Source organism: Algoriphagus sp. CAU 1675, assembly GCF_029222925.1.
Classification (GTDB): domain Bacteria; phylum Bacteroidota; class Bacteroidia; order Cytophagales; family Cyclobacteriaceae; genus Algoriphagus.
Genome location: NZ_JARHUI010000003.1, coordinates 538512 through 560807, shown reverse-complemented (window position 1 = coordinate 560807; position 22296 = coordinate 538512). Strand labels below are relative to the sequence as shown.

At 40.2% G+C, this 22296-nt stretch carries 18 protein-coding genes; 7 read left to right on the top strand and 11 right to left on the bottom strand.

The window, feature by feature from the left end; translation table 11 throughout:
- Positions 1-44: 44 nt before the first annotated feature.
- The 3 genes from P2G54_RS09600 to P2G54_RS09590 all read right to left on the bottom strand — a co-directional run bounded on the left by P2G54_RS09600 (position 45) and on the right by P2G54_RS09590 (position 5060).
- Positions 45-1325: an MFS transporter gene (locus tag P2G54_RS09600; RefSeq protein WP_275870534.1), complete on the bottom strand. Its 1281-nt coding sequence runs from the start codon at positions 1323-1325 to the stop codon at positions 45-47.
- A gap of 74 nt (positions 1326-1399) precedes the next feature.
- Positions 1400-3838, bottom strand: coding sequence for a glycoside hydrolase family 31 protein (locus P2G54_RS09595; protein WP_275870533.1), 2439 nt, complete (start codon positions 3836-3838; stop codon positions 1400-1402).
- A gap of 184 nt (positions 3839-4022) precedes the next feature.
- Positions 4023-5060, bottom strand: coding sequence for a LacI family DNA-binding transcriptional regulator (locus P2G54_RS09590; protein WP_275870532.1), 1038 nt, complete (start codon positions 5058-5060; stop codon positions 4023-4025).
- A gap of 548 nt (positions 5061-5608) precedes the next feature.
- On the opposite strand from P2G54_RS09590, the gene P2G54_RS09585 reads away from it, so the two are divergent.
- From P2G54_RS09585 to P2G54_RS09575, 3 genes are all read left to right on the top strand, one after another.
- A complete protein-coding gene (locus tag P2G54_RS09585) occupies positions 5609-8143 on the top strand; it encodes an alpha-amylase family glycosyl hydrolase (RefSeq protein WP_275870531.1) in 2535 nt (844 codons plus the stop codon).
- A gap of 17 nt (positions 8144-8160) precedes the next feature.
- Positions 8161-9222: a class II fructose-bisphosphate aldolase gene (gene fbaA, locus P2G54_RS09580; RefSeq protein ID WP_275870529.1), complete on the top strand. Its 1062-nt coding sequence runs from the start codon at positions 8161-8163 to the stop codon at positions 9220-9222.
- 92 nt (positions 9223-9314) lie between these two features.
- On the top strand, positions 9315-10868 hold the full coding sequence (locus P2G54_RS09575; protein WP_275870527.1) for an alpha-amylase family glycosyl hydrolase: 1554 nt from the start codon (positions 9315-9317) through the stop codon (positions 10866-10868).
- 103 nt (positions 10869-10971) lie between these two features.
- Here P2G54_RS09575 and P2G54_RS09570 read toward each other — a convergent pair whose 3' ends face one another.
- The 4 genes from P2G54_RS09570 to P2G54_RS09555 all read right to left on the bottom strand — a co-directional run bounded on the left by P2G54_RS09570 (position 10972) and on the right by P2G54_RS09555 (position 15167).
- A complete protein-coding gene (locus tag P2G54_RS09570; protein WP_275870525.1) occupies positions 10972-11418 on the bottom strand; it encodes a hypothetical protein in 447 nt (148 codons plus the stop codon).
- Positions 11419-11599: 181 nt separating this feature from the next.
- Complete coding sequence (gene pfkA, locus P2G54_RS09565) at positions 11600-12586, bottom strand: 6-phosphofructokinase (RefSeq protein ID WP_275870523.1); 987 nt, start codon at positions 12584-12586, stop codon at positions 11600-11602.
- Entirely contained in the window at positions 12576-12959 is a 384-nt protein-coding gene (locus tag P2G54_RS09560) for a methylglyoxal synthase (protein ID WP_275870520.1), read from the bottom strand. Before P2G54_RS09560 ends, pfkA begins: the two co-directional genes overlap by 11 nt.
- 162 nt (positions 12960-13121) lie before the next feature.
- Positions 13122-15167, bottom strand: coding sequence for a S9 family peptidase (locus P2G54_RS09555; RefSeq protein WP_275870518.1), 2046 nt, complete (start codon positions 15165-15167; stop codon positions 13122-13124).
- Positions 15168-15350: 183 nt separating this feature from the next.
- Here P2G54_RS09555 and mscL point away from each other — a divergent pair, with 183 nt between their 5' ends.
- The gene (gene mscL, locus P2G54_RS09550) at positions 15351-15779 is read left to right on the top strand and encodes a large-conductance mechanosensitive channel protein MscL (protein WP_275870516.1); all 429 of its coding nucleotides are present in this window, start codon (positions 15351-15353) and stop codon (positions 15777-15779) included.
- Positions 15780-15807: 28 nt separating this feature from the next.
- On the opposite strand, the gene P2G54_RS09545 is transcribed toward mscL, so the two are convergent.
- The 4 genes from P2G54_RS09545 to P2G54_RS09530 form a co-directional block, all read right to left on the bottom strand.
- Positions 15808-16248 carry a hypothetical protein gene (locus P2G54_RS09545; RefSeq protein ID WP_275870514.1) on the bottom strand — a complete coding sequence of 147 codons (441 nt, stop codon included), beginning with the start codon at positions 16246-16248 and terminating at the stop codon, positions 15808-15810.
- Positions 16245-16610, bottom strand: coding sequence for a hypothetical protein (locus P2G54_RS09540; RefSeq protein WP_275870512.1), 366 nt, complete (start codon positions 16608-16610; stop codon positions 16245-16247). Before P2G54_RS09540 ends, P2G54_RS09545 begins: the two co-directional genes overlap by 4 nt.
- Before the next feature lie 34 nt (positions 16611-16644).
- Positions 16645-17190: an RNA polymerase sigma factor gene (locus tag P2G54_RS09535; RefSeq protein WP_275870510.1), complete on the bottom strand. Its 546-nt coding sequence runs from the start codon at positions 17188-17190 to the stop codon at positions 16645-16647.
- A gap of 61 nt (positions 17191-17251) precedes the next feature.
- Complete coding sequence (locus P2G54_RS09530) at positions 17252-18484, bottom strand: Nramp family divalent metal transporter (RefSeq protein WP_275870508.1); 1233 nt, start codon at positions 18482-18484, stop codon at positions 17252-17254.
- 84 nt (positions 18485-18568) lie between these two features.
- Between P2G54_RS09530 and P2G54_RS09525 the strand changes: the two genes are divergently transcribed.
- The 3 genes from P2G54_RS09525 to trkA all read left to right on the top strand — a co-directional run bounded on the left by P2G54_RS09525 (position 18569) and on the right by trkA (position 22295).
- Positions 18569-19576 (top strand): alpha/beta hydrolase, encoded by a 1008-nt coding sequence (locus tag P2G54_RS09525; protein ID WP_275870507.1) that lies wholly within the window; start codon positions 18569-18571, stop codon positions 19574-19576.
- The gene (locus P2G54_RS09520) at positions 19566-20810 is read left to right on the top strand and encodes a DNA recombination protein RmuC (protein WP_275870505.1); all 1245 of its coding nucleotides are present in this window, start codon (positions 19566-19568) and stop codon (positions 20808-20810) included. The genes P2G54_RS09525 and P2G54_RS09520 overlap by 11 nt, the downstream gene beginning before the upstream one ends.
- Positions 20811-20948: 138 nt before the next feature.
- Positions 20949-22295, top strand: a complete 1347-nt coding sequence (trkA, locus tag P2G54_RS09515) for a Trk system potassium transporter TrkA (RefSeq protein WP_275870503.1) — start codon at positions 20949-20951, stop codon at positions 22293-22295.
- Position 22296 lies beyond the last annotated feature (1 nt).

The window sequence follows — 22296 nt, the reverse complement described above, 5'->3', positions numbered from 1 at the left end:
AGCCGGACTTGAAAAAGACCGGCTTTTTGATCGATAATCTAAAATCAGTCGTGAATGGCTTTTTTGTCTGTGATCAATAGGTTGGCTAATCCAGCCAAGATCAAAAAGGTACCAGCTAGCAGCATCGTATTGATCACCTCTTCTCCAAAGAGGTTTTTGTACAGGAAATTGACCCCACCAATTGCTGCCACAATCTGAGGGATAACAATAAACATGTTGAATATTCCCATATAAACCCCCATTTTTTTGGGGTTTACCGAGCTGGAAAGCATGGCATAAGGCATTGATAAGATGCTGGCCCAGGCAATTCCCACCAAAGCGAAACAAATATGAAGCATCCAAGGCTCCTGGATGTAGTAGATCAAAATGAATCCAAAGCCTCCCAAAATCAAACTGGTCAGGTGCAACAATCTTCGGTTAATTTTGATTTTGCTAGCAATAAATGCCAATATCAGCGCATAAAACATGGATATAAGTCCATAAGTCCCCATGTAGCTGCCTACATTATCAGCGGCGTCATTGTAGGCTGCTGAAGCCGGATCAGTTGCACCGAATACATGTTCGGTGATTGCAGGAGTCGCAAAACTCCACATGGTAAAAAAAGCAAACCATGAAAAAAACTGGACTATTCCGAGTTTTTTCATCACAGCTGGCATACCTGATATATTTTCAAAAATCTCCGAAATACCAGCAAAGAGTCCCTTGTTTGCGGCTTTTTCTCTTTCAAACTCCTCCAGATCATCCGGGGGATATTCATCTGTAGTCAAGATGGTATATAGGATAGAGATAAAAAGTACCAAGGCCCCAATTCCAAATGCGTATTTTACTGAATCCGGTACCACGCCTTCTGGAGCAGTATTTGGGATTCCTAATTGGGTCATTAGCCAGGGTAAATTGGAGGCAACCCAGGTTCCGATTCCGATGATCAAAGTCTGAACTACAAATCCATAGGATCTTTGAGAATCAGGAAGTTTGTCCGCAACCAAGGCTCTAAAGGGCTCCATACTGATATTGATGGAGGCATCCAAAATCCAAAGTGCACCTGCAGCCATCCAAAGTGCCGAAGAGTATGGTGCGAGAAAAAGCGCAAAAGTACTCAGAACCGCTCCCACAAAAAAGAAAGGTTTCCTTCTTCCAAACTTGGGATGCCATGTTCGATCACTTAGATAGCCAACGATGGGCTGTACCAATAATCCTGTTAGAGGAGCTGCTATCCAAAGGAAAGGGATTGTGTCTTTATCTGCTCCTAAGGTTTGGAAAATACGGGACATAAATCCACCCTGAAGGGCGAAGCCGAATTGAATTCCGAGAAATCCGAAACTCATATTCCAGATTTGCCAAAAACTCAGTTTTATTTGGTTTTGGGTCATATTGGGTTTGTCGATTGTTTGGCCTTTGCTCAGAAAAGCCCGGTTATTTCTATTTTTTCGCTACTATGCTCAGCTTCAAGATACTTTAAATCCTGAATTTCATAATAGGGGTGATTATGCTCGGGAAGTGGGTCAAACTCTGTCAACCTGCCTAGAAAGGCATGATTTTCTGATTTTAACTTTATGGATTTACCGTTGAGATTGACTACCTCTGAGCTAAAGCCGTGGAAATATATTCTGAGCTTATCGTAATCACTTTTGTACTGGCCTTCAGCCTCTCCGAAAACCAAACTCAGGGAATCAGTATCCAATTTGATTTCCCTTTTGAAATAAATTCCTTTTTCATGGCGGTGACTTCGTCCATCATCTTCATAGTGAACAAAGGTGCTGCCTTCTGCCCCTTGATATACATGAACTTGTAGGATTCCATCATGCTTTTCTTCACTGTTGAAGACAGTTGACTGAGAGGTGAAAATACTACCGGACTTTATCAATACCGGTAGATAGCTGAGAGGAGTATCTAGGTAGATTTCCCTTTCCCCATCATAAATTTCATCGGAGTAGAAGTAATACCAACTTCCTTTAGGCAAATAAACCTTCGCTATTTCTTTTGTACTTTCTACTGGTGCGATCAAGAAACTATCACAGAATAAATACTGGTTTTGATAGGCGGTCTGGAAGATTTTTGGATCAGAAGGGTAGTCTATTGCCAAGCTGGCACTGATTGGCAATCCTGATAATGTGCTTAAATAAAATTTTGAATAAATTGTAGGTAATAACTTGTATCTCAGTTGAATATAGTTTTTTGAGATTTCTTCTACTTCCTCTCCAAACGACCAAGGTTCTGAATCATTGGTGTTGATCATAGAGTGGGAGCGAAAGAAGGGTGCAAAAGCCCCAATACTGATCCAGCGTGCAAAAAGGCCTTTTGACGCTTCCCCTGCAAAACCGCCCACATCATAACCCGAAAATGCTACTCCGCTTAAGCCCAAACTGTTGACTAGGCGAACTCCAGCCAACATGTGCTCGTCACTGGAAACATTGTCACCGGTCCAGGCAGCTGCAAATCGTTGTATTCCTGAAAAACCAGATCTGGTAAGCACAAATGGTCTTTCATCTTTTTTGTGCAAAAGGGACCCTTCTTGTGTGCTTTTGGCCATTTGCATTCCGTAAATATTGCGCGCTTTTCGATGGGAGGCTGTTTGTCCTTCAAAGTCGAATTCGATTAGGTTGGGAGTAAATTGGCCCCAGCTTGCTGGCTCATTCATGTCAGTCCAAAAACCATCCACTCCTGCCTCAATGTAAAACTCCATTTTTTCTGCCCACCAAGAACGTGTTTTCTCTTTGGTAAAATCAGGAAAGGCACACCATCCCGGCCATACCTGGGCTTGATATTCGGAGCCATCAGGATATTTGACGAACAAGTCTTTTTTCTTTGCCTCATCATAGGGAAGGTATCCTTTTTCTGTTTTGATGCCCGGATCCAATATTACCACCACCTTGAAGCCTTTGGATTTAAGGGCTTTGATCATTCCTTTTGCATCTGGAAATTTTACCCCGTCAAACGTAAAAACCTTGTATGATTCCATATGATGGATGTCAAGATAGATTACATCTGCTGGAATGTTTTTGTCCCGGAAAGTACTTGCGAGGGTTAAGACCTCTTTGTCTGGATAATAACTATATCTGCACTGCTGATAGCCCAAGGCCCATTTTGGAGGAAGTTTCATTCTGCCAGTGAGCTCAGTATACTTGCTGATGATTCCTGAGACGGAGGGTTCATGAATAAAATAATAATCCATATCCCCATCTACAGCACTAAAATAGATGAAGCGATTATTGGAGGCTCCAAAGTTGAAAACAGATTGGTGTGTATTGTCAAAAAATATCCCATAGGTCCCGTTTTCATGAATACCCAAATAAAATGGGATACTCATGTAAAGTGGATCATCTCCAACTCCGTAAGCAAAATAATCGGTGTTCCAATTTGTATATGCTTTTCCGGCTCGATTTAGATTTCCCGTTTTTTCACCCAAACCGATAAATTTCTCATTTTCCTGTACCTGTTTAAAGCAAGAGACTTCGGTACCAATCCACCCAATTCCCAATTGGTCATCGGCGTTGAGTAGCTTGCCATCATTTGAAAAGTACTGAATTGAAAAGTTGAGAAGGTTGATCTGTAAATTCAGTTTTGAAGTTTCAAGATGGAGTTTACCGGATTTTTCCCTAAGTGTGAACTGAGTTTTCTTAGGAGAGGAAACTACTGAATAGGGATTTGGGTCAAAGTCTTGATGTCTGCTGGCTTGAATTCTGATTGTGCCTTCCTCATATACACTTAATTTGAAAAAACCATTTTCAGAAATTCCTGAAATTCCAGTTTCAGTTTGCTTCCATTCCAACACCTTTCCCATGCTTAAAAACCTGGAGGAATTCTGTGTAATTGTCACAGGGGTACTTGACTTTTTCATTCTGGTTTGCGCTAAATCAAAAATTCGATTTGCGCTAATTTAGAAACGATTGTGAATCATAAAAATCGCGTTGAGTGCTTCTATTGGCACTTTTTAGACTGAGTTAAAAAAGAAAAATAGGAATGGGAATATTTTTGCCCTATTCAATCGATTGCACTATTTTTTTACATTTTTTGAAATTTTTTCAGGATTTTATTCTTAAAGAAGAATTCCTGATCAAAAGTTGGGTATCTAAAGTAATGGGCTCGGTGATTTTCTGTGGGTCCAACTTCTTTTCTATGATATCCAGAAGCATGTCCGTGGCTCTGGCTCCCATTCTAAAACCGGGCTGGGAAACGGAAGAAAGACTTGGGTCAACCATCGAGCAGAACTGCCAGTTGCTGAAACCTACAATGCCAATTTGCTCAGGAATTTTGAATCCCAGTGATTTGGCTGCAGCCATTGCTCCAACGGCCGCCATATCGTTATTGGCAAAAAAAGCGTCAGGCTTTTCAGGAAGTGTTGTCAGAAGGTTGGTTGTTATTTCCTTACTTTCTTCATCGGAACCAACTGGACATTCCACAATATACTCCTCCTGTATTTCCATTCCATAATTTTTCAGGGCATCCCGATAGCCTCGTTCTCTTTCCTTACTGATTTTTAAATTTTTTGGGCCTGCCAAATGCACGATTTTCTGATAACCCTGTTCGATTAGATGAGATACGGCATCAAATGCCCCTTTGTAATCATCCACCATAATATTGATTGCATTTGGAATGTCAGTAGATCGATCAAAAAAAATAATCGGAAAACCCTGATCCAAAAGCCTGGTGAAATGGTCAAAATTTTCAGTCTCTTTTGAGTAGCTAACCATAAATCCATCAATTTGATTGGACAGCATAGTTTCAATACTTGATTTTTCCCTCCCAATTTTTTCATTGGTTTGAGACAGAATTACATTGTATCCGCGGGAATAGGCTACTTCTTCAATGCCACTTATTACAGTTGAAAAGAAAAAATGAACTACTTCCGGAATTATTACCCCAATTGTATAAGAGCGACTTTTGCGCAGGGAAAGAGCGATTGCATTGGGACGGTAATTTAATTTTTCGGCCAGCTCTTTCACTTTTCTCTTTGTTTCATCACTAATTCCAGGGTAATCTTTCAATGCCCTTGAAACTGTAGACGAAGAAACATTGAGTTCCTTTGCAATATCTTTGATCGTAGCTTGGCCTAACTTCATAAAACAAGTAATTGGTTATGTTGAATTTTAATGAAAATGTCCTTCATTAACGATTCATAAATGCGCTTTTTCTGGTGTATTTTTTGAAAATACTGAATTAAAGGAGTTTACAAATAAATTTTTTTTGAGTTGTGCAATCGATGTTGCAAACGTTTGCACTAAGATTTTATTTGATTTTCAGTTTCCAACTATTGATTTTTCTTTATTTCAAACCATAATTTGAGGGTCTCATTTGAAGAATTTCCCATGTCATGCTGATAAAATTCTTCTGGATTTTAACCTTCATGAAAAGAATTTTACGACCCCTATTAATCTTTTTTTATTTACAGGTAAGCGCTAGCGCTTTAGCTCAACTGACTACAGAGCCAAGTAGTCCATATTCAAATCAATCAGTAAAATTGATTTACGATGCATCAAAGGGAACTTCTGCATTGAAGGATTGCAATTGCGATATCTATATTCATATCGGTGCGGTTACAGAAGGGCCCAATTCGACATCTTGGGCAATTGTTCCTTTTGATTGGGGAACTGAAAACTCGAAGGCAAAGATGAACAAAGTTTCCGGTCAGGCAAATCTGTATACTTATGAACTGGTTCCTGACCAATTTTTTGAAAACCCTACAGGAGCGACTATTTATAGGCTGGGATTAGTTTTTCGAAATGTTGATGGAACCAAAGAAGGAAAGACCGCTTCCAATTCCGATTTTTTTGTGGATTTGGCTCAGGGGTTTTCAGTTGAAATAACACAGCCAGAAACATCCAGCATTTCAATGGAAGTTGGTGAGACCTATTCATTCAAAGCAGAAGCATCTTCCTTATCTACCATTTCTTTTGAACTGGGAGGATCGGAAGTGAGTAGGGAAGACCAAGTATTGGTGCATTCCTATGATTTCACAGCAAGTGAGGCCGGAACATTTCATTTAAATGCCAAGGCATTATCGGGTAGCAACTCAGATTCTCAATCGATCAATATTCATGTTTTTGACAAGTCTGAGGTCGCTGAATTGCCAATAGGAGCACGTTTAGGGATAAATTATTTGTCTGATACGGAGGTGATTTTGGCCTTACATGCGCCTGGGAAAAAGCAAGTTCATGTAATTGGAGATTTCAACAATTGGCAAGTTTTACCTGACTATAAATTGAATAAAACGCCTGATGGAGAGGTTTTTTGGATCAAAGTTTCAGAACTTCAGCCCAAAGAAGAATACATTTTTCAATATTTAGTGGAGTCCTTAATTCGAATTGGGGATCCCTTTTCCGATAAAGTTTCTGATCCCATCCATGACGAGGAGATTATTCAGCAAGGAAGATATCCCGGATTGAAATCCTACCCTTTGGGGAAAACCCAGTTTCAGGCATCGTATCTTCAAACAGCTCAGGAGGAATATCCATGGAAAAACCTTGAATATGAAAAACCTTTGCCGCAGGACTTGGTGATTTATGAATTGCTGATTCGGGATTTTGATGAAAAGAGATCCTATCAGGCAGTAATTGATCGTTTGGATTACTTGGCGGATTTGGGAATCAATGCGATTGAACTGATGCCAGTTACAGAATTTGAAGGAAATCTATCCTGGGGCTACAATCCTTCATTTTTCTTCGCTCCAGATAAATACTACGGAACAAAGAATGACTTAAAGCGGCTGATAGATGAAGCTCATGGAAAAGGGATTGTGGTGATTTTGGATATGGTATTGAACCATGCCTTTGGACAAAATCCAATGGTTCGGTTGTACAATGAAGGAGATTATGGAGCACCTACTTCAGCAAATCCATGGTTCAATAGGGTAGCGAGGCACCCCTATAATGTGGGGTATGATTTCAATCATGAGAGTGAGCACACTCGTGCTTTTGTGGATTCAGTGAACCATTATTGGTTGAGCGAATACAAGATAGACGGCTTTAGATTTGATTTGAGTAAAGGCTTTACTCAGTTCAATTCCCAAGATAATGTGGACTTGTGGTCTCAGTACGATGCGAGTCGGATCAAGATTTGGAAACAAATCTATGATGCAATCCAGATTCATCACCCTAATGCCTATGTGATTTTGGAGCACCTTTCTCAAAATTCCGAAGAAAAAGAATTGGCAGATTACGGACTGATGTTTTGGGGAAATATGAATTCTGATTTTCGGGAATTAGCCAAAGGTGAAACCAAAAATTTTGATTGGGCCTATTTTAAAAATAGGGGTTGGAATAATCCAAATTTGATTGCCTATCAAGAAAGCCATGATGAAGAGAGAGTTATGTGGGAAACTCTCAATTTTGGGTTGCGGTCCCCAATTGATTTGAGAGGACTACAAAATGCAGTGAATCGTAATCAGCTATTGACAGCATTTTATTTTGCTATTCCAGGCCCTAAAATGATTTGGCAATTTGGAGAGTTTGGATACGACCTTGAGTTAAATAATGATCGCTTGGGTATTAAGCCTACCCGATGGAATTATTTGGATGATCCTCAAAGGGCTCGACTTTTTAAGCTATATCAAGAGATGATTGAGCTCAAAAAGGAGCACGAGGTATTCAGTTTGCCAGAGAAAACCACTCTGACTCTAAGCAGTAATGTGAAATCCATAATTTTAGAACATCCCGAAATGGATGTGGTCATGCACGGGAATTTTGGCCTTGGAAATGTAGGTAATATCCCATTGGCATTTCCATATGTAGGAACTTGGTACAATTACTTTACAGGAGAGGAGCTGATTGTTACAAATACTACCGTAAAATTCAACTTGAGGCCTTCAGAATTTTTTCTTTTCACAAGTAAAGCGCTTCCTGTTCCGGATAGCCAGATTGTTCAGGAGGATTTTGTGACCGCAATTTCAGAGGAAATAGACCCTAAGATAGATTTTAAGATTTACCCCAATCCGACCAGTAAACAATTGATGGTAAAACTGCCTGATGGTATGCTTTCAGCAAATTACCGGATTGTGGATATGACTGGAAAAGTCCTCATTTTAGGACAAAGTACAGGTAACGAGCAGATTTTAGAATTCGATTTAGATAATTTTAAGACGGGTATTTATATCTTTGAAGCATTCGACAATAAAAGAGTGCTTCATAAGCGCTTTAGTAAAAAATAACCAAACCTAACTCAAACATGAAATTTAAACCTGGAGTAAAGTACGGTCAGGAACTCAGAGAACTTTATGCCTATGCGAAAGAGAATGAGTTTGCCATGCCAGCTGTCAATGTAATCGGAACTAACTCCGTCAATGCAGTATTGGAGACCGCCAAGAAAGTGAATTCACCTGTAATCATACAATTCTCAAATGGAGGCGCTCAGTTTTTTGCCGGGAAAAGTCTTCCAAATGACAAGCAACAGGCAAGTATTGCCGGAGCTATTTCCGGGGCCCACCATGTACATCAAATGGCAGAGGCTTATGGAGTACCGGTCATTCTTCATACAGACCATGCTGCTCTGAAATTGTTGCCTTGGATAGATGGAATGTTGGAGGCTGGAAAAGCTTACTATGAAGCTTATAAAAGACCGTTGTTCAGTTCACATATGCTTGACCTTTCAGAGGAGCCTTTACATGAAAACGTTGAGATTTCCTGCAAGTACTTCAAAGAGTTTGAAAAGCTGCAAATGGCAATTGAAATTGAATTGGGTGTGACTGGTGGTGAGGAAGACGGCGTGGACAACACCGACGTGGATTCCTCCAAATTGTATACACAGCCTGAGGAAGTTGCCTATGCTTATGAAAATCTGAAGCAGATCGGAGATTTGTTTACCATTGCAGCAGCATTTGGAAATGTGCACGGGGTTTACAAGCCCGGTAATGTGAGTTTGAAACCTATTATTTTGAAAAATTCCCAGGACTTTATCAACGAGAAATATGGTACCACAGGCAAGCCTTTGAACTTTGTGTTCCATGGTGGTTCCGGTTCATCTGTTGAAGAAATCCGTGAAGCCAATTCCTATGGTTCAATTAAGATGAATATCGATACCGATATGCAGTGGGCAATGTGGGAAGGAGTATTGAACTATTATAAAAAGAACGAAGGCTATTTGCAGACACAATTGGGTAACCCAGAAGGACCAGATAGTCCAAACAAAAAATACTACGACCCTAGAGTATGGCTTCGCAAAGGTGAAGAGAACTTTGTGAAGAGACTGGAGATGGCATTTGATATGCTGAATGCAGTAAACAGAAACTAATACGTATTCGTCAATAATAGAAAAAGTCACTGATTGAAGTGGCTTTTTCTTTTTTAATAGACTTCGTATTCAATAAATCTAAAAGTCCAAATATGAAAAAAACCATTCTGAGCACTTCTTTATTGGCCGTTTTTGCAATAAGCTCCTGCAAAACCAATGAATCGCCTGAATTGAAAAATTATTGGCCAAAAGCTGGAGTCACCTATGAGATTTTTGTGCAGTCTTTTTATGATTCCGACGGGGATGGAATTGGGGATTTTAATGGAGTTACCCAAAATCTGGACTATATAAAGGAATTAGGTGCAAATGCAATCTGGTTGATGCCTATAATGCCTTCCCCGACTTATCACAAGTATGATGTGACGGATTACAAAGCTGTTCACCCGGATTATGGTACGATGGAGGATTTCAAAACTCTTCTAAAGGAAGCACACCAACGGGATATAAAGATTGTCATTGATATGATCATCAACCATACCAGCAATCAGCATCCATGGTTTTTAGCTTCTAAGGAGGGAAGGGATAACCCTTACCGGGATTATTATGTTTGGGCCCAAAAAGACACGATTGCGGATTATTTGAACAAAAAGGTTGTAACCTTGGACTCGGATAATATTCAACAATGGCATGATCCGGGTATGGGAGAGGATTATTACTATGGATTTTTCTGGGGAGGCATGCCGGACTTGAATTTCGATAATCCAAAAGTCAGGGAGGAAATCTATGAGATCGGGAGATTTTGGTTGGAAGAAGTGGGGGTTGATGGTTTTAGATTGGATGCTGCAAAGCATATTTTTCCAGATGACCGACCTTTGGATAACCATGCCTTTTGGAAGGAGTTCAGAGCTGAAATGGAAAAGATCAAACCTGATGTGTATTTGGTAGGGGAGGTTTATGACAAAAAGGAAATTGTAGCTCCCTATTTACCAGGCTTACCGGCCCTGTTCAATTTTGATTTTCATTATACTCTTTTGGATGCCTTCAAAACCGAAGACGGCATGCTTTTGGCAAAAAAGCAAAAAGAAATCATCGATTTTTATGAAGGCATAACTTCGGATTTTATCGATGCTACGATTTCTTCCAATCATGATCAGCCAAGATTATTGAACGAACTTGGTTCAGACCCCCAAAAACAAAAGCAGGCTATTGCGATTATGATGACCATGCCGGGGGCACCTTATATTTATTATGGGGAAGAGATCGGGATGAAAGGCTTGAAACCTGATGAATATATCCGAGAGCCTTTTTTATGGGATGTCAAGGAAAAGGATCAAGGCCGAGCAACATGGATTGAACCAAGATATAGTACAGACAAGGAAGTGGTTCCATTGGCAATTCAAAAGAAGGATCCAAAGTCCTTCTTCAACCATTACAAAACCCTGATCCATCTTAGGAGTATGTATCCTGCTTTGGCTCTTGGATCACTAGAATTGCCGGATTCTCAATTTCCGGAACCTGTAATGGCCTATTTTAGAACTTTCCGAAACCAAGAAATATTTGTGGTTCACAATATGGGGTCTGAGGAAGTAGAAATTCAAATCCCTGAGGGTTTTGATAAAGTGATTTTTGGATTGGGGGATGGGGTAAATGTTTCAGGCAAACTAAGTCTAAAACCCAATTCCAGCAGAGTTTACCTGAAAGATTGATGATGGGGTAGTTTCCAATTGGGCAACACTTCTTAAAAAGGCCTTCCTGAAATCATTTCAGGGAGGCTTTTTTCTTAGGATTTGGAAAATTTGGCTTTCAAAATTAATCCCATGTCCAATCACCAGACCCTAAACTATATTCCCATGTTGAAGCATAAATAAAGAAACCTATGACCAATCCCGCTGGAACACCGATTGATAAAACATAATTTGTCCTCCATACCAGTATACGGTCAACCTCTTCAAGTGAGATGTTAATTGTGGCTGAACTTTTTAGGTCTGGATTTGCCTTGGCTTTTTGATGAAGTATGGTGTGCAGACTATCGGCTGTATGGGATTGATATTCCAAATTGAAATACTTTCCATTGTTTAGGTAAACCTGAATTTTCTCATTCTTTTCTACGCCCTTTAATTGGCGAACCAAATTCTCTTTATTTGTGAGCTGGGGATCATCCTTGATAGTTACGTTCTCAATGGACCGATAAGTTTTGCATCCAATCAAAAGACCGGATAGAAGGACGATGCTGATGATTTTTAGGAATGCTTTCATGACTATCTCTTGTTTAAAAGTGACGATAGGAGATAAAGATTTTAGTAAAAATTCAAGAAAAAATATGGTACTTTTTCTGATTTTTTGGATTCTATAAGTTGATATAAATCAGGTTATTACAAATAAAAAATGGAGGCACAAAGCCTCCATTTTTTATTTGTTTTCCGAATTAAGCTTTGGGTTAGGTAGAAAGAATTTTGGCTACCCTGAAATCTTCCTCATCTACCGATTTATCGTCAACGATGGCTTTTTTGATAGGGGTATAGACTACCTTGTTGTTGATCAATCCAGCCATAACATCATATTTTCCTTGAAGCAAACCTTCTACAGCAGCCACACCCAGTTTTGAGGCAAGCAACCTGTCAAAGGAACTTGGAGCTCCCCCTCTTTGAAGGTGCCCTAGGATGGTTACTTTGATGTCATAATAAGGAAGGTGTTTTTTAACTTTTTCTGCAATTTCGGCTGCTCCGCCACTTTTACCTCCTTCAGCTACGATCACAATATTGGAGGCTTTTTTTGCCTTGCTTCGAATTTTGAGTTTTTCAACCAAATCCTCGATTGGCATTTTCTTCTCAGGGATCAAAATTGCCGCAGCAGCAGATCCGATTCCCGCATTTATAGCAATGAATCCGGCATCTCTTCCCATTACTTCTACGAAAAACAAGCGGTCATGCGAAGTCGCTGTATCACGGATCTTATCGATTGCCTCAATTGCTGTATTGCAAGCAGTATCAAAGCCTATGGTTGAGTCTGTACCTGAAAGGTCATTATCGATAGTGCCTGGAAGCCCTATTGCAGGGATTCCATACTCCTGATAAAACAGGTGAGCACCGGTCAGGGAACCGTCTCCACCAATTACTACCAAGGCATCAATACCATGGCTTTTTAGATTGTCATAGGCTTTTTTCCTTCCTTCTGGTGTTCTGAATTCAGCGCTTCGGGCAGATTTGAGAAAAGTTCCCCCTCTTTCCAATACATGGGCGATGTTTTTGGAATCGAGTTTTTTGATGTCATTTTGGATCAATCCTTCGTAGCCCCGGTAGATTCCATACATTTCAAGGTTGTAATAAAATCCAGCACGGACGGCTGCACGGATTGCAGCATTCATTCCCGGAGAATCTCCTCCAGAGGTAAGCACTCCAATCTTTTTGATGGTTTTAGGCTCCATTTATGGTTTGAGTTAAAGCTTTAAACATAAGTTCAGCAGAAGCAAGATTGGTGGCCAAGGGAATATTGTGAACGTCACAAATTCTCATTAGCATTTGAACATCTGGCTCATGCGGGTGTTTGTCAAGGGGATCCCTAAAAAAGATTACCATGTCTAATTCTTTCTGAGCTGCCATTGCGGCAATTTGAGCATCACCCCCAAGTGGTCCAGAAAGTAAACGCTGAACTTTGAAGCCTGCTTTTTCTATGTGGGACCCCGTAGTACCTGTGGCTACAAGTTCTACATCGGCACGATGCAGAGCATCTCGAAATCCACTCAAAAAATGAACCATGTCGGCTTTTTTGCCATCATGGGCGATCAAAGCAATTTTCATGAATAATCGTTTAATAGGTTGCGCCAAAGTTAGAAAAAAATCCTTTTTCTTAAACTTGGCCTGAAATGATTTAGGAAATGTGATTTTTTGACCAAAACTTATTAATGATGAAAGCAGGAAATTGCCCTAATTTGACAAAACCTGCTTTTAATTTCGGGTACTTTAGCCAATTTTCCCTTCAAGTTTTAAAAGAAAGGCATATTCCAAGGCCAGTTCTTTCAAGGAATTGAATCTACCTGACGCACCTCCATGTCCCGCCTCCATATTTGTATGAAGCAGTAATAAATTGTTGTCTGTTTTCAGGTCTCGGAGCTTGGCCACCCATTTGGTTGGTTCCCAAAATTGAACCTGAGAATCATGCAGACCTGAAGTAACCAACAGGTTCGGGTAATCTTTTTCCTCTATGTTGTCATAGGGAGAATAAGAGAGCATGTATTCATAAAACTCTTGCTCTTTGGGATTTCCCCATTCTTTGAATTCTCCGGTAGTAAGAGGAATGCTTTCATCCAGCATGGTGGTAACCACATCCACGAACGGAACAGAGGCAATTACTCCATTGAACAATTTAGGTTTGAAATTGATGACGGCACCCATCAAGAGGCCGCCGGCACTTCCTCCCATTGCGTAAAGATGGGATGGACATGTATAATTTTCCTGAATCAAGTAGTCTGCGCAGGAGATGAAATCCGTGAATGTGTTTCTCTTTTTAAGTAGTTTCCCTTCCTCATACCAATGTCTTCCCAGATCCTCTCCTCCTCGAATATGAGCTATGGCAAAAACAAAACCACGGTCCAAAAGACTTAGCCTGTTGCTGCTAAAGTAGGCATCCATGCTAAATCCGTAAGATCCATAGGCATAAAGTAACAGTGGATTACTTCCGTCCTTTTTGAATAGTTCTTTTTTGTAAACCAAGGATACAGGTACCATTACCTCATCTTGCGCCTTGGCCCAGATGCGCTCTGAATGGTAAGCCTCCTGATTATAGCCACCCATAACTTCCTGTTGCTTCAGTAAGGTTTTTTCCTTAGTGACCATGTGGTAATCAAAGACCGAGGAGGGAGATACCAGAGAATTATAGCCAAACCTCAATATTTCGGTTTCATATTCTGGGTTGGTACTTATCCAGGCGGTGTAGGTTTCATCTTCAAAATGAAGCGCATGACCCGGGCTTCCATCCCAAGGGAGAATATGGATTTGAGTCAAACCATTTGACCGTTCCTGGCTTACAAAAAATCCGGAAAAGATGTCAAAATCCTCGATCAATACCGTCTCCCGATGAGGGATGAAGTCTTCCCAGTTTTCTTTTTGTGGATTTGAAACGGGTGCTTTTACCACTTTAAAGTTTTGGGCTTGATCATTGGTCCTGATCCAAAAATGATCCTTGTAATGATCTGCAGCATATTCCAAATAGGGAATTCTTTCCTGTAAAGTCTTAAACTCACCAGTTGGGTCATTAGCCTTTAAAAAGTGCATTTCTGAAGAAATGGTGCTTTCAGAGTGGATGAAGAGATATTCTTCTGATTTCGATTTATGAACCTGGCAAGTAAACTCCTCGTCAATTTCCTCGAAAATCAGCACGCTTGAGTTTGAACCGCTACCAAATTCATACCTGAAAATCTGAAAGGATCTGAGCGTTTCCGGGTCTTGTTTGGAATAAAAAAGGTGCTTGCTGTCTGCTGCCCAAGCCATATTACCTGTAATCTCGGGAATGGATTCACTCAGCAATTCTCCTGTTTCCAGGTTTTTGAATTGGATCGTGTATATTCTTCTTCCAACATCATCTACAGGGAAAGCTACTATTTTTTGATCAGGGCTAACGGAAATTCCTGCTACGTGGAAGTAGCTTTTTCCATGGGCTAGTTCGTTTACATTGAGGAGGATTTCTTCCTCAGCGTCCAAGGAACCCATTTTCCTGCAATAGATCGGATATTCGCCCCCTTTTTCATATCGGGCATACCAATAATATCCTGATTTGAAATAGGGTACACTTTGGTCATCCTCCTTGATTCGGCCTTTCATCTCTTCAAAAAGAAGTTCCTGAAAAGACGCTGTGTCCTTCATTTGGGCTTTTAGATAGTTGTTCTCCAGTTCAAGGTATTCAATGACCTCAGGATTTTCTCTGTCCCTCATCCAATAGTAAGGGTCTATTCGTTTATGTCCGTGAATCTCCAGTACTTTCTCTATTTTTTTAGCCTTTGGTGCTTGCATAATCTTCTAGTTAGAATGGTTTGCAAGTTTAATCAAAAAGGGCTTAAAGAAATTCCGGATGTTATGTTTAAGAAATAAATCCTATTAAAACCTATAAAAATTAGGAGGTACTAAACTTTGGGTTTGGTTTAGAATTAAATTATTGGAAAATTACTGTATCTATTAACCATCAACTTTTAAACTATGGGAATGTTAAAAGAATTCAAAGAGTTTGCCGTCAGGGGAAATGTGATTGACCTTGCTGTCGGTGTGATTATCGGAGGAGCTTTTGGAAAAATTGTTTCCTCTTTCGTAAATGATGTTGTAATGCCTCCAATCGGTTTACTTGTTGGAGGGATGGATTTTAAGGATCTAAATATTGTCCTGAGGGATGCAGTATTGGATGATGCGGGAGAAGTTGTAACCGCTGCAGTTACCATGAACTATGGGATGTTTATCCAGAATGTGGTGGATTTTGCCATCATCGCTTTTGTTATTTTTCTGGCTATAAAGGGCATCAATAAAATGAATAAAAAAGAAGAGAAGAAGGCCGAACCTGCTCCGCCTCCAGCTCCTCCTAAATCAGAAGTTCTTTTGGAAGAAATCAGAGATTTGTTGAAAAAACAGCAGTAAATACAAAGTCCCCAATTGGGGACTTTTTTTATGGAGTATTTCTTTGTCTTTGGCGCTGGTAAATGTGCCGGGTGAAGTCTCTGGCTATCCGGTTTAACTTGAGAATTTGATTGTAGTTGATCGTCTTCGAGATATCCAAAACAAATTTTTCCTCATCGGCAATCATCTGTCTTTGGATTTCAAATCGCTGTTGTACATTCTTCTTCGCTTCTTCTTCTGAAAGAGTCACGTCTCTCCCCGGGTTAAGTGCTGCCAGTTTTTTGAGATTACTTTCTCTTTGGTTGTCATATTCATTGAAAACAGGCCAAAATTTCTCGGCTTGTTCAGGACTTAAGTCCAAGCGGGTTGTAATGAAAGCCACTCTTGCAGCTTGAAGTCTTTCCCTGTCAATTTCCTGTCCGGGTCGCTGGGCAAAAGAAACGCCAATTAACAGTAAGTAGAAAAGAGAGATAAGCGTTAGTTTTTTCATAAGTCAAATAGATTTTGATCCTCGGTTTCCCATAGATCTTGGGAGAAAGGAGTTTCTTCCAATATAATTTCATTGAGGATTTCTTCCGGGTTTTCAGTCATCCCCAAAATGTCTTCTGCTGTCCAATAGTTGGACTCTATGTATAGCTCTACTTCCTCTTCCATAGCTAAGTATTCATCTTGACTTTGGAAAATATCTAACTGGTAAATCCCCAGAGAGATGAGAATTAGTGCAGCAGCAGCCCATTTATACCAAGAATAGTCGGGCTTGGGCTCCAATTTAGCCATGATTTTTTCTGGTAGGTCTTCAAAATATCCTTCAGGAATTTCAAACGAGACTTTATGTTCGGGTAATTTGCTCATATCTGGTTTTTAGACTGTTCTTATCCTGTTTGGTTTAGTCCTCTTGCAGGAAATGTTCAATTTTTTTGACAGCATGATGATAACTGGCCTTTAAAGCACCCACACTGGTATCTGTAATCTTGGAAATCTCCTCATAGTTCAAATCCTCTTCGTATTTCAAGTGGAAAACCAGGCGTTGCTTTTCCGGTAGTTTCAACAAAGCTTTTTGAAGCTTTTTATGAATCTCATCCCCACTTAATGTTCCGGGTTGATCCAGGTAAGATTCAAGTTTTTCCAAGTGGTCATCAACAGAGAGGAAATACCTTCTTTTTTTCTTCTCTAGAAAACTCAGTGCTTCATTGGTTGCAATTCGATATAACCAAGTAAATAGGCTTGAGTTGCCCTTGAATTTATCCAAATGGTGATACGCCTTAATGAATGTGTTTTGTGTCAGGTCATCAGCGTCTTCATGGATCAAAACCATGCGGCGGATTAATTGATAAACTTTTTTTTGATACAACTGAATCAACTGACGAAACCCTATCTCTTTACTTTTAGGGTTCTGGATGAGTTGAAGGATTTCCTGATCACTGATATGCATGGCTGCAGGGTTAGACCCGGTTAGGCCATTAGGGTTTAGTATTGACTGAAAAAAAGTACCATTAAAAAATATTGAATCCAACTACAGAACCAATACCCTTTAAACCTAAGGCCAAGGTGATCAGCCAAATAAGAATAGAAATTGTCAGGAGGAGTCCTGAGTTTTTATGTGATTTCATCAGGGATTTTTGACTTGCTTTCCAGATGATCCATCCGCTGATTACTGGAAGGAGTATTCCATTTGCCAACTGTGCCAGTGAAATTAATTGTACAGGTTTGATTCCGAAAGAAGAAAATATCAGTCCCATCAAAACAATAAAACCCATAGAAAACCGCATGGCTTTGGAGCGAGTTTCTTGGTTCCATCCCATAATTCCACAAATAACCAATCCACCCGCAAGGGGTGCAGTAATGGATGAAGTCAATCCGGCAGCAAGCAATCCAATTCCCATTAGATATTTGGCAAATGATCCAAAGATCATTTCCAGTCCAGAGGCCACATCCTGGGCTCCGCTAATTTCAGTACTGGTATTGGCTGAGCCGACTATCACTATTGCCATAGAAACTATCCCGCCGAGAATGACGGAAAGTATGATGTCCCGACGCATAATGGGGATTTTTTCCTCCTTCTGCCATTTGTTTTTAGCCAAACTTGCATACAAGAATAGATTATAGGGCACCACAGTAGTTCCTATCAGTCCAACAACTGTGGTAATTTTTTCAGGGCTCCATTCAGGTATAAATCCTTTGAGGACTTGTCCCCAATCGGGGGAAGTAAGAATACTTGAGCTGAGAAATGCCAGGGACATCAGGATTACAAGGGTGACCAATATTCTTTCCAAGACCTTATAAGAACCCCACCAGAGAAGTGAAAACGCAAGAGCACCCAGAATGAAATTGCCTGTTTGAAATTCGAAATAGCCGGAATGAATGACTGGAGCTTTCCAAAGGGTACTGAGTCCGAGATTTGAACCGGTTATATTTCCTGATTCATAGGCTGCATTTCCAATCACGATTGCAATTAAGATAATCAGCATTTGAAATAATTTCCAGATTGGATGTCCTTTTTCATTTCGGATCAATTGACTCAGGTCCATTCCAGTTACCAGTCCAATTCTTCCTGCCATTTCCTGAAGAATAACAGTAGCAATAATGGATAGTCCCAAACCCCAGAGTAGGGAAAATCCAAAATTGAATCCTGCGAGGGTGCAAACCATGACAGTACCAGGACCGATGAATGCTGCGGCTATGATCGGCCCGGGACCAATGTTTTCGAAAAAGGCTTTAATTCTCAATTTTTATTCTTTTTCGGCAAAATAATGTTTTAGGAAGAATATTTGCTATTCCCTCCCTTATCCTTTCATTCCTGCTTTTCAATTATGAAGTTGATTCAACTAATCGGAAAAATATTCTTGGGCCTGGCTTTGAGCCTGATTTTTTTCCTCTTGTTGCTTTATAAAAATGATATACCCTCCGAGTCCCTGATTGAAAAATACAGCACTGCGGAATCCCATTTCATCGATGTAGATGGAGTCAATTTACATGTAAGGATCAAGGGCAAAGGGGAACCTATATTTTTGATCCATGGAAGTTTTTCCTCCTTGCATACCTGGGAAGCTTGGCAAGCAGAATTGAGCCCATATTTTCTGACAATATCTCTGGATTTGCCGGGTCATGGTTTGACAGGTCCAGATGAGTTGATGCGATATGGAATGGATGACTATAGCCAGCTTGTTTTGAGATTGGCGGAGAAACTTAATCTATCCAGATTTCATCTTGCAGGGAATGGAATGGGAGGAGAGGTGGCTCTTCATGTGGCTTCTAATCGCCCTGACCAAGTATTGACTTTAAACTTAATAAACCCAACTGGTGTACCTGAACCCAAGCCAAGACAATTTGAGGATCAAACCAAATCAAGTAATAAATGGGAGAGAAGAATATTAAAGCATCCTTTATTCACCAATCTTTTGCTGAAATGTACCCCGAAGTTTCTATTTGCCATGAATCTCGAAAAATTGTATATGGATGAAACTAAAATCAGTAAACAGGTACTCAATCGCTATTTTGAACTTATGTTAAGAACCGGAAATCGTGAGGCTGCGGTTGATAGACTTTTACAAGATGATGATAACATCGTTGATTTTTCTCGCTTGGATATGCCTACTTTGATCATGTGGGGATCAAAGGATCCGAACTATTCCGGGGATTTGGGGAGACTGTTCCAAAAGGAAATACCAAGTTCCCATTTGGTTGTGTACGAAGATTCGGGACGTTTTCCTATGGAGGAAACCCCGACATCATCTGTCGCAGAATACCTTTCCTTTTTAGGGGTGGAGGTGAGGAAAGACTACCTTCAGGAACCAAAATTTATCACTGATGCAGACTGAAATTTTACTCTTAATAGTTCTGTTAGTTCAAGTTACATTCCTAGTTCTGTTTTTGTCGGACCGAAAGAAAGGGGCTGGGCATGAGATCCTTCAATCTCAACTTATAGACTTGAAGCGGGATATGGAAACAGGATTGGCCCTGGCAAGAAAAGAAAATAGGGAAAATTTAGTCTCCCAGTTTCAGTTGGTTTTCAATTCTCTTCACAGTAATTCTCAAGTTCAAAAAGAAGCCCTCAAATCCTTCGGGGATGTTTTTCGGCAAAATGTTCAGGATTTCAATAATCTTCAAAGGGAAAAATTCCGGGATTTGAACCGTAGTCAGGAGGAATTAATGAGGTCTACAGAATTGCGTTTAGAGAAAATCAGGGAAACTGTAGATGAAAAGCTCCAAAAAACCCTGGAGACACGATTGGGACAGTCTTTCGAAATGGTCAGCAATCAACTGCAAGCTGTACAAAAGGGATTGGGTGAAATGCAGAATCTGGCAAATGGAGTGGGCGATTTGAAAAGGGTGCTTAGCAATGTGAAAAGCAGGGGCGTATTGGGAGAGTATCAGTTGCATGCAATTTTGGAAAACCTGTTGACTCCTGACCAATATGAAGTCAATGCAGCTGTCGGAAAAGGAAATCGGGAAAGGGTGGAATTTGCCGTGAAAATGCCCGGACAGGATGAGCCAGTTTTGTTACCCATTGATTCCAAATTCCCTCAAGAATCCTATCTGAGATTGGTGGATGCCTATGAATCGGCTTCAAAGGGAAATATAGAGCTTCATCGATCAGAACTTCTCAAGGCAGTGAAAAAAGCAGCCCAGGACATTCAGGCCAAATATATCCATCCTCCCCATACCACGGATTTTGCCATTTTGTTTTTGCCTGTAGAAAGTCTCTATGCTGAAGTACTTCGGGAACCTGGTCTGGCCCAATGGCTACAACAGGAATATAAAGTTTTGGTAACAGGGCCTACCACACTTTCAGCGATTTTGAACAGTCTGCAAATGGGTTTTAGGACTCTGGCTATCCAAAAAAGGAGCTCAGAAGTTTGGCAAATTCTTGGAGCAATTAAAACTGAGTTTGGAAAATTCGGTGAACTGATCGAAAAAACCCAGAAAAAGCTGAATGAAGCTAATTCCGAATTGGACAAACTGGTTGGGGTTCGAACCAGAGCCATACAAAGAAAACTTAAGGAAGTCCAAGAGCTTCCGGAAGGTGAAAGCTCCCGCTTATTGGAAGAATAAAAATCCTAAAAATTCGATTTTTGACTTTTTGCTTTATTACTTTAGTCACCTAGATGCGAAAGAAATACGTAAAATGCTGATAAGCATATAGAAAGATATTACTTTTGCACCTTCTTTATAATCACCAGATTATCGACTATGGGGATGCATATCGTAATTGCTGGAGCAGGAGACATGGGTTACCACCTGGCCGAGCAATTGAGTTACGAAAACAAGGATATAACGCTAATAGATACTGAGCGGGAAGTTTTAGACTACGTTTCTTCCAAACTGGATGTATTGACAGTAATGGGAGATGCTACTTCTCTTGAAATCCTAAAGCGGGCAAATGTTGAAAATGCAAGTATGGTGCTTGCAGTTACAACTTCTGAAAAAACCAATATTGTTGCAGCTGTATTGGCCAAACAATTGGGAGCCAAGCGTGTGATGGCAAGGGTGCGTAACCATTCCTATCTTAATGAAGAAAATCTACCTTATTTCCACAACCTCGGAATCGACAATTTGATTTCTCCTACTATGCTATGCAGCAGGGAGATTTTCAATATGATCGAAAATTCCAGTTTTACGGAAGTATTTGATTTTGGAGGTGGTAAACTCAATATTGTCGGGGTAACTCTGGATCAATCCAACCCTTTGGTGAATCAGAGGATTATGGACATGAAATCCAATCCAATTTTTGAGGATATTCGAATTATTGCCATTCTTCGGGATCAAAAAACCATGATTCCCAGAGGAAGTACAATCATTAGAAATCATGATCATGTGTTTTTTATATCAAATAAACAGCATACTGAAACTATCCTAGAACTTATTGGGCAGGAAAAGAAAGTGATCAGGAATGTGATGATTATCGGTGGTGATGACATGGCATTGACGACAGCTCTCAAGCTTGAGAACAAATATCGCGTCACCCTGGTCAATAAGGATAAGGAGCGCTGTAAATGGCTTGCTGAAAACCTGCCAAATACTTTGGTAATCAATGGTGATTTCAAAAATGTGGAATTGTTAGTGGAGGAAGGACTGGAACAAATGGATGCCTTTTTGGCTCTTACGGATTCTTCCGAAACCAATATTATCACCAGTTTGACCGCCAAAAATCACGGGGTATACAAAACCATCGCTCACGTTGATACTCGGGAATACATCCATATTTCGCATAGTATCGGAGTGGATTCCCTGATCAATAAAAAGCTAGTTGCGGCAAATGAAATTTCCAGATATCTCAAAAAAGGTTCTGTAGATGCAGTTTCCGGGATTTATGGGGTTGATGCAGAGTTTATCCAATATTCGGTGACAAAAAACAACCGCTTAACCAAGTTTCCCTTAAAGGAACTGCACTTTCCAGATACAGCGATTGTAGCGGGAGTGATCAGAGGGGAAGATGTATTTATCCCAGATGGAGAATTTCAGTTACAAATGGAGGATAAAGCCATCGTGTTGGCTTTGCCGGAAGCAAAGAATTCATTAGAAAAACTTTTTCATTAAG

Coding starts and splice junctions, on each gene's coding strand:
- trkA (WP_275870503.1), top strand. CDS start 20,949: ATGGGGATGCATATCGTAATTGCTGGAGCAGGAGACATGGGTTACCAC.
- P2G54_RS09595 (WP_275870533.1), bottom strand. CDS start 3,838: ATGAAAAAGTCAAGTACCCCTGTGACAATTACACAGAATTCCTCCAGG.
- P2G54_RS09535 (WP_275870510.1), bottom strand. CDS start 17,190: ATGCATATCAGTGATCAGGAAATCCTTCAACTCATCCAGAACCCTAAA.
- P2G54_RS09575 (WP_275870527.1), top strand. CDS start 9,315: ATGAAAAAAACCATTCTGAGCACTTCTTTATTGGCCGTTTTTGCAATA.
- P2G54_RS09545 (WP_275870514.1), bottom strand. CDS start 16,248: ATGAAAAAACTAACGCTTATCTCTCTTTTCTACTTACTGTTAATTGGC.
- mscL (WP_275870516.1), top strand. CDS start 15,351: ATGGGAATGTTAAAAGAATTCAAAGAGTTTGCCGTCAGGGGAAATGTG.
- P2G54_RS09600 (WP_275870534.1), bottom strand. CDS start 1,325: ATGAGTTTCGGATTTCTCGGAATTCAATTCGGCTTCGCCCTTCAGGGT.
- P2G54_RS09585 (WP_275870531.1), top strand. CDS start 5,609: ATGAACAAAGTTTCCGGTCAGGCAAATCTGTATACTTATGAACTGGTT.
- fbaA (WP_275870529.1), top strand. CDS start 8,161: ATGAAATTTAAACCTGGAGTAAAGTACGGTCAGGAACTCAGAGAACTT.
- P2G54_RS09555 (WP_275870518.1), bottom strand. CDS start 15,167: ATGCAAGCACCAAAGGCTAAAAAAATAGAGAAAGTACTGGAGATTCAC.
- P2G54_RS09570 (WP_275870525.1), bottom strand. CDS start 11,418: ATGAAAGCATTCCTAAAAATCATCAGCATCGTCCTTCTATCCGGTCTT.
- P2G54_RS09525 (WP_275870507.1), top strand. CDS start 18,569: ATGAAGTTGATTCAACTAATCGGAAAAATATTCTTGGGCCTGGCTTTG.
- pfkA (WP_275870523.1), bottom strand. CDS start 12,586: ATGGAGCCTAAAACCATCAAAAAGATTGGAGTGCTTACCTCTGGAGGA.
- P2G54_RS09520 (WP_275870505.1), top strand. CDS start 19,566: ATGCAGACTGAAATTTTACTCTTAATAGTTCTGTTAGTTCAAGTTACA.
- P2G54_RS09560 (WP_275870520.1), bottom strand. CDS start 12,959: ATGAAAATTGCTTTGATCGCCCATGATGGCAAAAAAGCCGACATGGTT.
- P2G54_RS09590 (WP_275870532.1), bottom strand. CDS start 5,060: ATGAAGTTAGGCCAAGCTACGATCAAAGATATTGCAAAGGAACTCAAT.
- P2G54_RS09540 (WP_275870512.1), bottom strand. CDS start 16,610: ATGAGCAAATTACCCGAACATAAAGTCTCGTTTGAAATTCCTGAAGGA.